Annotated in this window: 11 protein-coding genes; 5 read left to right on the top strand and 6 right to left on the bottom strand. The window is 34.3% G+C overall.

Annotated elements, in window-relative coordinates; genetic code table 11:
* Positions 1 to 4: 4 nt before the first annotated feature.
* The 6 genes from argD to I5776_RS12025 all read right to left on the bottom strand — a co-directional run bounded on the left by argD (position 5) and on the right by I5776_RS12025 (position 8,068).
* Positions 5 to 1,195, bottom strand: a complete 1,191-nt coding sequence (gene argD / locus I5776_RS12000) for an acetylornithine transaminase (RefSeq protein WP_202776646.1) — start codon at positions 1,193 to 1,195, stop codon at positions 5 to 7.
* Positions 1,189 to 1,971: an acetylglutamate kinase gene (gene argB, locus I5776_RS12005; RefSeq protein WP_202776647.1), complete on the bottom strand. Its 783-nt coding sequence runs from the start codon at positions 1,969 to 1,971 to the stop codon at positions 1,189 to 1,191. The genes argD and argB overlap by 7 nt, the downstream gene beginning before the upstream one ends.
* Positions 1,972 to 1,994: 23 nt before the next feature.
* The gene (argJ, locus tag I5776_RS12010) at positions 1,995 to 3,242 is read right to left on the bottom strand and encodes a bifunctional ornithine acetyltransferase/N-acetylglutamate synthase (protein WP_202776648.1); all 1,248 of its coding nucleotides are present in this window, start codon (positions 3,240 to 3,242) and stop codon (positions 1,995 to 1,997) included.
* A gap of 14 nt (positions 3,243 to 3,256) precedes the next feature.
* The gene (argC, locus tag I5776_RS12015; protein WP_213085682.1) at positions 3,257 to 4,297 is read right to left on the bottom strand and encodes an N-acetyl-gamma-glutamyl-phosphate reductase; all 1,041 of its coding nucleotides are present in this window, start codon (positions 4,295 to 4,297) and stop codon (positions 3,257 to 3,259) included.
* Positions 4,298 to 4,515: 218 nt separating this feature from the next.
* Positions 4,516 to 6,540 carry a sensor domain-containing protein gene (locus I5776_RS12020; RefSeq protein ID WP_202776650.1) on the bottom strand — a complete coding sequence of 675 codons (2,025 nt, stop codon included), beginning with the start codon at positions 6,538 to 6,540 and terminating at the stop codon, positions 4,516 to 4,518.
* A gap of 343 nt (positions 6,541 to 6,883) precedes the next feature.
* Positions 6,884 to 8,068, bottom strand: coding sequence for a beta-ketoacyl-[acyl-carrier-protein] synthase family protein (locus tag I5776_RS12025; protein WP_202776651.1), 1,185 nt, complete (start codon positions 8,066 to 8,068; stop codon positions 6,884 to 6,886).
* A 771-nt stretch (positions 8,069 to 8,839) separates the two neighbouring features.
* Between I5776_RS12025 and kynB the strand changes: the two genes are divergently transcribed.
* From kynB to I5776_RS12050, 5 genes are all read left to right on the top strand, one after another.
* A complete protein-coding gene (gene kynB / locus I5776_RS12030) occupies positions 8,840 to 9,475 on the top strand; it encodes an arylformamidase (RefSeq protein WP_202776652.1) in 636 nt (211 codons plus the stop codon).
* Complete coding sequence (gene kynA, locus I5776_RS12035; RefSeq protein ID WP_202776653.1) at positions 9,475 to 10,296, top strand: tryptophan 2,3-dioxygenase; 822 nt, start codon at positions 9,475 to 9,477, stop codon at positions 10,294 to 10,296. Before kynB ends, kynA begins: the two co-directional genes overlap by 1 nt.
* A gap of 75 nt (positions 10,297 to 10,371) precedes the next feature.
* A complete protein-coding gene (locus I5776_RS12040) occupies positions 10,372 to 11,088 on the top strand; it encodes a class I SAM-dependent methyltransferase (protein WP_202776654.1) in 717 nt (238 codons plus the stop codon).
* A 162-nt stretch (positions 11,089 to 11,250) separates the two neighbouring features.
* Positions 11,251 to 12,201: an ABC transporter permease subunit gene (locus tag I5776_RS12045; RefSeq protein WP_202776655.1), complete on the top strand. Its 951-nt coding sequence runs from the start codon at positions 11,251 to 11,253 to the stop codon at positions 12,199 to 12,201.
* The gene (locus I5776_RS12050) at positions 12,201 to 13,115 is read left to right on the top strand and encodes an ABC transporter permease subunit (protein WP_202776656.1); all 915 of its coding nucleotides are present in this window, start codon (positions 12,201 to 12,203) and stop codon (positions 13,113 to 13,115) included. The genes I5776_RS12045 and I5776_RS12050 overlap by 1 nt, the downstream gene beginning before the upstream one ends.
* Positions 13,116 to 13,162 lie beyond the last annotated feature (47 nt).

Here is a 13,162-nt window from a genome sequence, read left to right on the forward strand (position 1 = left end):
TATTTCACCCCTCCATTTCATACAAAATTTTGTTAAAGATGTTTATGAACTGATCAACTTCTTCTTTCGTCATTGTTAATGGAGGAAGTAATCTGATTACATTTTGACCAGCCGTTAAGATAAGAACTCCTTCCTTCCGGGCCGCTTCTACAAATTGATTGGCATCACGATCCACAATAATCCCAATCAGTAATCCTTTTCCTTGAATGGCTTTAATAGTTGGATGGGCTTCTTTCAAGTGATTTAATTCATCCCATAAATAGGTAATCAGTTCATTGTTTTTAGAAATTATATTGCTGATTAAAAATTGTACCGTTGCCAATCCTGCTGCAGCTGCTAATGGATTTCCACCGAATGTACTTCCGTGTGTACCCGGTATAAATGCTTTTGCAATTGAACTTTTCGCAAGCATAGCACCTATCGGGAAACCAGATCCTAGCCCTTTTGCTAGTGTAACAATGTCTGGTTCAAAGTCGTATTGTTCATAGGCAAACATCGTTCCTGTCCGCCCCATTCCTGTTTGAACTTCATCAACGATAAGTAAAATATTGTTCTTCTTACAAACCGCTACAAGTTCCTCTACCCATTCTTTATTCGCTGGTATGACGCCGCCTTCACCTTGAACAAGCTCAAGCATAACGGCAATGGGACAAATAGTTTCGATTTTTTTCAGATCTTGCACATGATTATAAGTAAGATAATGAAAACCTGGCATTAATGGGATAAATCCTTTTTGTACCTTTTCTTGCCCAGTAGCCGATAAGGTAGCGAGGGTTCTACCATGAAACGATTGTTTAAAAGTTACAATAACCGGTGATCCATTTTTCTTTAAATTGTGCGCATAAATTCTTGCTAGTTTAATAGCTGCCTCATTAGCTTCTGCACCACTATTACAGAAAAACACTTGATCCAAACAGCTTATTTCCGTTAAAAATGAGGCCAATTTCTCTTGGACATGAATATGATATAAATTTGAACAATGCCATAACATATCTAATTGTTCTTTTAATGCCTTTTTCACTGTATCCGGCACGTGACCAAGGTTGCATGTAGCAATTCCCGAAGTAAAATCTAAGTATTTATCCCCATTCATATCCCAAACATAGCTGCCTTTTCCTTTTTGTAAATGAATAGGCGCTCGTTGATACGTATTCATAACTGGAGTAATTATAGGATCCAAGACACTATTTAACATGTGATTCCCTCCAAAAATTTAGTACCAATCATCTCACCGTTTACTAACTTCAGTAATGCATTGTCATCCATGCCATTAATTATCGAAACTTCTTTCACTCCGGAGCGTAAACATTCAATGGCTGCATTCACTTTAGGAATCATGCCGCCGGTTATCAATTGGTTGGAAATCATGTTTTCAGCCTCTAAGCTTTGTATATGATGAAGGATTTTACCTTCTTTAATTACTCCGGCTACATTCGTTACCATACATAATGATGCATTGATTTCCCTTGCAATAGCAGCTGCAGCGGCATCTCCATTAATATTCCAATGTTGTCCGTTTCGTCCAATAGCAATAGGAGAAATAACTGGAATGACATGTTCATCTAGTAATTTATCTAATAAACGCTTTTTTACAGAAACGACCTCTCCGACAAAGCCAAGTTCATGATGTTCTCCGAATTGTTTTGCCTCTAAGAGCATGCCATCAACGCCACTAAGTCCGATAGACTCCCCACCATTTGCAATAATATTCCGAACAATCGTTTTATTAGATGAACCCGACAAGACCATTTCAACGACCCTTAAAACATCCTTTGAGGTAACGCGGATTCCATTAATAAATCTTGTTTCAATATCCATCTTCTTAAGAAGTTTGGTGATATCCGGTCCCCCACCATGAACAATGATTGGTTTTATCTTTTCACTTTTCATAATGTCAACGATGTTCGAATAAAAAGAACTTGAAATGTTCTCCAGTACACTTCCTCCACATTTAATAACAATATAGGACAATCTTCACCAGCTCCTTCACAAGCTTACGTTCGATAAGATGCATTGATTTTGACGTAGTCGTACGTTAAATCACATCCCCAAGCAACCGCATTTCCACTAGCAGCAGATAAATCCACAAAAATTTGAATCGTTTCATTCTGTTGCAAATAATTTGTTGCCTCTTTTTCAGAAAATGGATAAGGAATTCCGTTTTCCAATAATTTAATGGCTCCTAATGATACATTTACCTGTGAGGTATTCAGTTCTACTCCGCTATATCCAATGGCTGCTACAATTCTCCCCCAATTGGGGTCTTCACCATAAATTGCTGTTTTAACAAGATTTGAACCAACAATTGCTTTCGCAACCTTTTTGGCATCTTGATCCGATTCGGCACCTTCAACCTGTACCTCGATTAATTTTGTTGCTCCTTCCCCATCCTTTGCTATTTGCTTTGCCAATGATTGACAAACCAAATTCAAGCTTTGTTCAAAGACATTCCATTCAGGATGTTGTGGCGTTAATTCCATATTCTCCACTTTGCCATTGGCCAATATTAGAACCATATCATTTGTACTTGTATCACCATCTACCGTTATCATATTAAACGTTTCATTCGTTACATTTTTTAATGCTTGGTGAAGCGCATCCGGTTGAACACATGCATCTGTAGTAATAAACGCCAACATCGTTCCCATTTTAGGATGGATCATTCCTGAACCTTTCGCTGCACCTCCAATCGTCACAACTTTTCCGCTAATTTCAAGTTTTATACATGCATGCTTAGTGAATGTATCAGTGGTTAATATCGCCTGTTCGAATTCGTCTGCATTGTTTTGTTGATAACAATCAGTTATATTTAATATCCCTTTTTCTATTTTCTCCATAGGCAATTGTTCACCAATTATTCCAGTAGAACTCACTGCTATTAATTGTTCCGGTACATCAATTTGTTCTGCAAACATTCCCCTCATACGTAAGGCATTTTGCAAACCTTCTTCACCCGTACATGCATTTGCATTTCCTGAGTTAACAATGACACCTTGTATTTTCCCTCCAGATTTAAGACTATCTTGCGTCACTTTTAATGGTGGAGCTTGAAATAGATTTGATGTGTATACTGCTGCAGCAGTTGCTGGAACCTCTGAGTAAATCCATGCTAAATCTAATCTTTTACGCTTAATCCCACAAAATAACCCACCTGCAAAAAACCCAAGAGGTGATGTAATATTTCCCTCTATTAATCTATCTATGTTTCCATTAAGCACTCCCACTTGCTGAACACTATTCATCCAAAATCCCCCTTTTACGGATATAACGGTACGAGTTCCAAACCTGTTTTTTCATGCCAATCATTCATTACATTCATATTTTGAATCGCTTGACCTGCTGCACCTTTAACGAGATTATCAATGGCCGAAACGATTACTAGACGGTTTGTCCTTTCATCTACCTTTAAACCAATATCACAAAAATTGGACCCAGTTACTTCCTTCGTGGCCGGCCATTCATTTGCTGAACGGATCCGAACAAAATATTCATTTTTATATGTTTCTTTATATAAATCAATCATCTCCTGAGTTCTAATTGATTCCATTAAATCCACATAGATTGTACACATAATCCCTCTTGTCATAGGAACCAAATGGGTAGTGAAGGTTATACGTGTTTCCTCTCCACTTATTACTTTTAAGTTTTGTTCAATTTCCGGAATATGTTGGTGCAGACCAATTTTATATGCTTTCATATTTTCATTTATTTCTGCAAAAAGGTTACCTATAGATGTATTTCTTCCTGCCCCCGAAATTCCTGATTTCCCATCAATAATGATGGATTTTGGGTCAATCCATTTTGCCTTTAATGCAGGGTATAACCCAAGAAGTGTTGCTGTTGGATAACATCCAGGGTTTGCTATTAAATGCCCATTTTTTATTTCCGAACGGAATAACTCGGTTAATCCATATGTAGCGTTTTGTAAATGCTCGTTTTTTGCTTGGGTGTTTTTATACCATTTTTCATAAAGTAGCCCATTCTTCAATCGAAAATCTCCAGACAAATCGATACATTTAATCTCCCTTTCCAGAAATAGTGGGATAATTTCCTTTGACACGCCGGATGGAGTTGCAAAGAAAAGTAAATCTACATTACGAGCAATTCCTTCAATGTCAATTTTCTCAAGGGTCATCTCATATACATTGTTTAAATGGGGATATTGCTCAGTCAGTTTACAACCTTGGGTTGAATGTGAGATGGTTTTTTCAACACTTACGCAGGGATGTTGTTTTAATAATCGAAGTAGTTCGACACCTCCATAACCATTAGCACCTATAATTCCAACTTTCACCATAATCACCTCCATTAATTTTGAATTATTATAACAATTGATGTATAACTATACAACACTTTTCAAAAAAATAATTACATTATCCTATAAAATAATAAATATTTTAACAAACATGTATAACAAGTGAATAAAAATACATCAATCCGCATAATGCATTGGCGCAAAATTAAATTAAAAACCCCCTTAAGTTGGATTATTTGTCCAACTTAAGGGGGCCATTTTTACCTAAATGGGTTTTCCTTCGGCTTTGATATAAAATAACCTTGCCCAATATAACATTCCATGTTTCTTATATATTGTAATTCTTCCTTTGTTTCAATTCCTACCACAATTACATCCATTTGTAATTTTTTTGTGATGGATATTATGCTTTGAACAATTGTTGCATTCTTATTATTCATAGAAATGTTCTTTACTAATGTTCGATCGATTTTAAGTACGTCGATTGGAATTTTCCCTAAATAATTTAAAGAAGAGTATCCTGTGCCAAAATTATCAATGGCTATTCTAACCCCTAATGATTTTAATGACTCTATTATCTCGATCACTTTTTCATGATTGGTCATTGCTATCTTCTCAGTTATTTCAAGTTCTAAATAAGTAGGATTTAGTTGTGTTTCATCTAAAATTCTAGATACATTGTAAACAAAGTCCCCTTCTAAAAATTGTTTCATTGATATATTAACAGCAATTTTTATTGGACCTCGACCTTCCATATGCCATTCGTTACATTGCTTACAAGCAGTCCGTAACACCCATTCACCAATCTGATTAATTAGGCCCACTTCTTCTGCAACTGGAATAAACTCACTTGGTGGAATCATCTCAAATTCTTCGCTATTCCACCTTAATAAAGCTTCTACACCAATAACAACATTATTTTTTAAATCTAATTGTGGCTGATACACTAATTTAAATTCTTCATTATCAATAGCTTTCCTCAAACCTTTTTCAATCATCATTTTACGATAGAACGTTTCTTTCATATCTGATTGAAATAATTTGTAACCATTTTTCCCTTTTTCCTTTACGAAATACATAGCGGTATCCGCATTTTTCATTAATGTTTCAGCATCTTCGCCATCTTCCGGAAAAATACTGATACCTATACTTGGTGTGATAAAAAGGGAATTTCCCTTAATCGTTAGTGGCTCCTTAAATTTTTTAAGAATCTTCATCGCAAAAAGCTCGGCTTCAATTGCACGGCTATTCGGTAAAATGATTGTAAACTCATCTCCACCAATTCGATATACTAAAAAGTCTTTGTTCTCTTCACTGCATGTTTCTAGTTGGTAGGCAACTAATGAAAGCAACGTATCTCCCGTCGCATGACTCAATGTATCATTTACATATTTGAAACGATCTAAATCAAGAAAAAATACCGCCAGATGCTTGTTGTGATTCTTTGCGTTTTGTGTAAATTCAATTAAGTCTATATTAAACTTGCGACGATTCGGTAAACCAGTTAATGTATCGTGGAAAGCTAAGTATTTCATTTCTTCTTCTTGTTTTTTTCTTTCAGTTATATCTGTGGAAACACCAAGAATAATTTCTTCATTATATGTTTTAATTGGAATTTTTACTGATTGCAACCATATTTTATTTCCGTTTTTATTTAAGGTAATTTCTTCGGGAACAGAGTGTTCATTCATTTCATTAATTTCGTACAATTTTTGTTCTTCTTTCTCATCATAGAGGATTTCTACTGAATGACCTTCCAATTCATTCGGTACCTTTCCGTATAAATGAGCAAAGGCCTTATTTACAAGTGTAAATTCTTTATTTTTGTTTATTGCATAAATCAAACTAGGATTCATGTCGATCGTTGTTCGCAAAAACTCTTGGTGTTTTTTTATTTCATCATTCATACTTTTTATTTTCTTTTGATGAATTCTTATAATTGTAATAAAAATAGAGGTGGCAAAAACAATAACTGCTAAACTGCTCCCCAATAATTTACTTTGTGGAAAGATATTCAGAAAGCCAATCGAATAGCCTAAAGCAGTTGCAATCAAAAATTGTCTTGTATAAGATTTCATTTGTCTATCCGTAATTTGTGCCGATAGAAAAAAACAAATAATTAAACAAATAAACATGATGATAAGCATGGATAAATAGAAACCACTGCCTTTTCCTCCAATTGGAAACAGGAAGTTTGACCCATCTATCCCATTCTTCATGACAAGCTTATTCACACCATAAGGACTCATACCGATTAAAAAGACGATTAATCCCCAAGCAGACAATAGAATAACTGTATACCTACTTACAATGAACCTCCACCAACTTTTATTGAAATTTGGAGAGAGATCGGTAAACAAAAGATAACATATATACATTAAATTAGGGGCTAAAAATATCGATCCCCATCTAAATAGCCTAAAAAGAAATTCTATTGTATGTATGTCTAATATTTTATGTGCATAAAGCACTGCAACACTTAACTGCCATAAAATAATATTAATAAGAAACAAAAATAAGGTAATTGAAATTCTAGAGCGTTCCAAAATAAATAAGCCCAAAATCCCAATTATCAAAGGAAAACAAGCAAATAAAGTCATCATTATGTACATTCAATTATCACACCTATTAATGATAACGAGAGATAAGTACACACGTATTATTCCCTCCATTACCATGTGTTGTTATCGCAACATGTTTAATTTCTTGATATTGCGTTTCAAAAACAATCGGCAAATCCTGATAACCATCTGCCTGCGTTTTAATTGTTGGTGGAATAAATCCATATTCCATCGAAATAAGAGAAGATATAATCTGGATAGCGCCTGATGCTCCAAATGGATGTCCAATCATCCCTTTGATACTAGTGATAGGCACATTAGAGCCAAATAATGATTGATGGACTTTATATTCAACTGTATCATTATTTTTCAAACCAAGTGCCTGGCTGTTAATATAAGTCGGAATATAGTCACCAATTGATCTTTTTAACGCTTTCGCCATTCCTTGACCGGATACATCCATTTGGTACATTGGCAATGAGTCATTATTAGCATACCCATTCGTAATGGTTCCTAGAATGTTGGCTTTTCTTGATTTCGCTTCATTTTCACGTTCTAATATAAGAATACCTGCACCTTCCGCCAGTACAAAGCCTTTATGTTTTAATGAAAACGGAACTCCTGTGTTTCGGATATCCTCATCTAATTGTATCGACTTAAGTTTCAAAAAACCTAATGATATCCAATCTCCTAAGCAGGCATCTGAACCGCCAACAACGCAAACATCGGCTTGTCCTGTTTCTAACAGAAGCTTTCCAAGTAATATCGCATCGGAACTGGCTGCACATCCAGTAGTAATTGTATAAGATTGATCTTTCACACCAATATGTGATGCAACTGATGATGATAATGTATGTGGATCTCCTAATGAAACACTTTCAATCGGAAAGGTCTCGTATTCTTTAAAGTTTTCGGAGTTTCTTTCTAATTCTCTTAAACCACCGGCAGAAGTACCTAAAATAACAGCTACTCTCTGATCCTTAGCGAAAATGATTTGTGCCATTTCTATTGCGTCATCGGATGCGGCCATAGCCAATCTACTTAATCTTGGATATCTTTTGTATGTTTTTCCACTTATTATATGAAAATCATCAGGAATAACTCCCGCAACCATTTGATGAATTCCATTTTTACCTTTTGTTTGTATAATCTCATGTGTACAGATCCCATTTTCCAAAACTGATTTAAATTGAGTTTTAGTCAACGCTCCGGGAATTTTCACGCCAAAACCTGTCACTACAATCTTTTCCATAAATTTCTTCCTTTTACTAAAAATACTCAACACTTTATTATATTTATAGATTAATAGTAAGTCAAACCAAAAGAAAAATATGTAAGTTAATTATAACTTTTCACAAAAAGTAAACTAGGAATGGGATATTTTTAAGTCTATTTTACTCCAAATCTATTTAAATATGCTATAGTAGCGATTTACTATTTTTTGGATTATACATTAACAGGTAAGTTGAAACAGTTGCAATAAAAGATATCCCGCAATAATTTTGTTCAATTGTGACAATTTTGTTTCTCATTATTTTATCATCTTTTTTTCATGCAGTTTTATTGTTTTTCCTTTAAGATAATATTACTAGGCCATCCTAGTTTCACCTCTTTATATAGATCTTGGATTGTCTCAAAATTCCCTCCACTTTAATTATGAGACAATCTTTTTTTTGAATCCTTTCGTACCCGATGATCCATTTATTAGTTGTTTTACTTATTTCTCATCTGATAAAAATTTTGTGACAATTTTGTTTCTCATTAAATTATAATCTAGCTTTCATTTGGATTTAGGATTTATCTATTACTATATAATCAGTTGCAACAAACATTGCAGCACAAACCTTTTTAAAACTAGGCCCCCCCAAATAGTCTAGTTAAACCCCTTTTATTTTTCGGCCATTATGGCCGATTTTTTTTATATTGGTTCCTTACTATTTCTTGCTTTTTTTACGAAATATTCTGATCATATATTGTATAATAATTATAGAATCAATAAGTAACAGTATAACAGGAGGTACATATGAAACTAATTGATATTTCAAAACCATTAACGAACTCTATTGCAGTATGGCCAGGAGATACTCCATTTTCATATGAAGTAGAAGTAACGAAAAAGCAAAGCGGCTCCGTAAATATTGGCAAGGTTACAATGAGTACTCACACTGGAACCCATATAGATGCACCCTTTCATTTTGATGATAAAGGGAAAAAAGTAAAGGATCTTAATCTATCCATTTACATCGGACCAGCAAGAGTGATTGATGTTTCTGAGTTTACTAATATAGGTGCAGAAGAACTTCAAGGATTTGATTTAGGGAATGAATCAAGACTATTATTGAAAACGGATTCATCTACAAATCCCGAAGTTTTTCCAACTAGTATTCCTTGTTTACAATCTAATATTGGTCCATTTTTAAAGGAAAAAGGGATTGAACTAATTGGAGTTGATGTTCCCTCCGTTGATCCACTTGACAGTAAGTCTTTAGATACCCATCATGCCTTGTTCAATAATGGAGTTCATATTCTAGAAAATATTGATCTTAAAGACGTGGAACCCGGACATTATGAATTGATAGCTCTGCCTTTATCTATTCAAGAAGCAGACGGCAGCCCAGTACGTGCAATTCTAAGAGCAACTGAAGGAGAGTGTAGTTAATGTCAAAAGAAAATGAAATTTATACCGATTTTATTAATCGTATGACTTACGGTGAATACCTCCACCTGGATACTCTTTTAACAAGTCAAAAAAGATTATCTGATCATCATGATGAAATGCTGTTCATTATCATCCATCATGTAAGTGAACTTTGGATGAAGCTTATTTTACATGAACTTCAAGCAGCGATTGATTCCATTTCTAATGGGGATTTATCCCCGGCTTTTAAAATGTTATCACGTGTTTCTAAAATACAAACCCAAATTATCCATGCATGGGATGTGCTTGCAACCTTAACACCTGCAGAATATATGGAGTTTCGTGATAAATTAGGTCAGGCATCCGGTTTTCAATCGTACCAAAATCGATTAATCGAATTTGCATTAGGTTATAAAACCCGCCATATACTAGAAATCTACAAAAAGGACAGCGACTTGCATAAACAGTTACAATTAGCCTTGCAAGCTCCAAGTTTATATGATGTCTCGATTCAAGCATTGGCGGCAAATGGTTTACATATTCATTCGGATTTATTAACGAGAGATTTTTCACGAGCATATAAAGCAGATTCGAGCGTTGAAAACGCCTGGCTTGAGGTATATAAAAATGTTGATAAATATTGGGATTTATATGAACTTGCCGAAAAACTTGTTGATATTGAAGATTCGTTTCAGCAATGGCGCTTTCGGCATATGAAAACGGTAGAACGAATCATTGGTCATAAAAAAGGTACCGGAGGCTCTGCTGGTGTTACTTACCTAAAAAAAGTACTTGACCACCGTTTTTTTCCTGAATTATGGGATATCCGTACAAAGCTATAGATTAAACATCTGTAAACTCTTTCAAGCTTCTAAACATATAATAAAGGAATGCAGAAATTGAAGGAGTGAAAAGTATTGTCCTATTCATATCAAGATGCCCTTGCTTACTACGGAGTCGGGGGAGCACATCCGGGAGGGTTATCCTTAACAAAACAAATCTTTCATAATGAAAATATTACCCCTACTACAAAAATTTTAGATGCAGGATGTGGCACAGGGCAAACCTCTGCCTATCTTGCAGAAATATATAAATGTGATGTCACAGCCTTAGACATTCATCCAGTTATGATTGAAAAGGCAAAGAAACGATTTAAAGAGAGACATCTCTCAATTAAGACTTTACAATGCAGTGTCGAAAACATCCCTGTTTCGGATGAAACCTATGATTATATTATTTCAGAATCTGTAACGGTTTTTACAAATATAAAAAAAACATTGACGGAATACTTTAGAGTATTAAAAAAAGGGGGCATTTTAATTAATATTGATATGACAGCCCAGGTACCATTACATTCATCAGATTTATTAATGATCTCTAATGTATATGGAATCCCCCATGTCCCGATTGAGAGTCAATGGATATCTCTACTTCGTGAAGTTGGCTATCGAAGGGTCAATGTACTGCATTCGGATTCTCTTTCTTCACATATCAATAAAAACCTAGAACAACCCGAATTTCATATATCTCCTTCAATCGACCCTAAGTTAATGAAAATCCTCCAAAATCATCAGAATGTCACAACACAATTAGCGACTAAAATTGGATACCGAATTTTCAAATCAATTCGATAAACTCTATAATAATGGCTGACAAGATCAGTCATTTTTATTTTGATCTGTTATCAGAAAATAAATACTTTAGTGAATTTTAACATTAGTTGTATTACAATGGAAATTGATAATGTATATTCTACTATTTTGCAATAAAGTAATGGATTATTTTAGGGGGACTTTATGATTATTTTTAGAAAACTACTATCACACTTGTTGATTTGGCTTATTACTTTTTTTCTTTTAGTTGTTTTAATGCTGCTGCCACGAGATGTTGATTATAATCTTGGTGAAGCGGGAAACCTCATTGATGCACATTATGTTTATTCCTTTGATAAGCATGTTACATTAATTAAGGATTTCTATCATTATGTTACACATACTCCCGGATTAGGCATATATCGTGATAATATAACAAACTTTGAGCATATTACAAAAAATATAAAAAAGAGTATGATTGTCATTATACCTGCCCTAATCATTTCATTATTTGCAGGAATAGCAAAAGGAATCTTTGATTATTGGACAAAGGATCGCAAAATAAACTTTATTGGAAAAGGCACAACGTGGCTATTTCTTTCAATCCCGGACCTATTTATCATTATCATCATCCAACTTGGAATACTCGCCTTACATGAGGCAGGATGGATTCCACATATATCTATCTATGGATCAGATTCCATCGATAACTATTTAATTTGTATTCTCTTTTTAAGTATTTATCCATTCTATTATGTTGCCAATATTACATATACAAGTATTAAGGAAGAAGAAGGTAACGATTATATTCGCACAGCTAAATCGAAAGGTATTAGTTCTTTCACGATTCTATATAAACATATTCTTAAAAATAGTTTACCTACTATATTAAGTCATACGAATACAATTACACTATATGTATTATCCAATTTGTTTATCGTTGAAAGACTTACTGATTTCAAAGGGGCCGCCTATTATTTTTGGTCCAGTATCTCGTATACTCCGGTATTTTCAGCAGGACAACAATTTACTTTTATGCCAGTTGATACTGTCGGCTTCATTTTTTATTTTACATTAATTATCTTTTTTGCAAATACGATTAGTAATATTCTAAAGTCCGTCGTTACACCTACTAGAAAGGTAGGTGGATATTAATGAACAAGAATTGGTCATTAATCATTGGAACCACCATCTTTAGCATAATTATTTTATTGGGTATTACAGCACCCTATTTACCTATCGTAGATGCAAATTTAACCGAGCATTTACTTGGTAAGGATAGTGATGGTAAACCTATTACACCCGCGTTTGCCCCTTCCAAGGAATTTCCATTAGGTTCTAATTTCAAGGGTGTTGACATACTAAGTCTTCTATTAATAGGAACGAAAGAAACAATGATTGTTATTTTTTCGATTGCGTTGTTAAGATATATGCTTGCACTCCCATTAGGAATAGGTGCCTTTTATTTTCGAGCCATTCGAGGAATATTGGCCTGTTGGAATCAATTATTTTCTTATTTACCCCCTATCTTTTTTGTTGGCATGATGGTGGGTATTCCGTTTATTTTATTTTCAAAATTTCATGCTTTTTGGATGATACTAATTATTTCAATTATCGAAGTAGGGCGTGTTGCTGATATTCTCTTGAACAATATGAAATCCACAAATGAAAAACCATTTGTTGAATCTGGAATTGTATCAGGATGTACGAGGATTACTCTGTTTAGAAAATATTTATGGCCGCATCTTCTCCCACAAGTTATGACGAATTTTGTTAATGACTTAGGCAGGATATTATTCTTAATTGCCCAACTTGGCATTGTCTACGTGTTTATCGATCATGAATTTTTCAGCACGCTTAATCGAGGATCATATGAAGTAAGTAATACGTCTAATTCGTGGCCAACTTTACTTGCGGATATACTTCAAAATATTTGGGGTAAAACATGGATACCTTTTTCTGCAATAACAATCATTACGATTACGCTATTGTCTTTACATCTTATTGCAAATGGGTTAGAAAGATATTTTCAAAAGAAAATTAATAAATCAGAAGGTGTAGGTGTATAATCTTAAACCCACATCACATGCGAATCCCCCTTTTACATAAAAGCGGG

The sequence above is a fragment of the Heyndrickxia vini genome (assembly GCF_016772275.1).
Lineage (GTDB): Bacteria > Bacillota > Bacilli > Bacillales > Bacillaceae_C > Heyndrickxia > Heyndrickxia vini.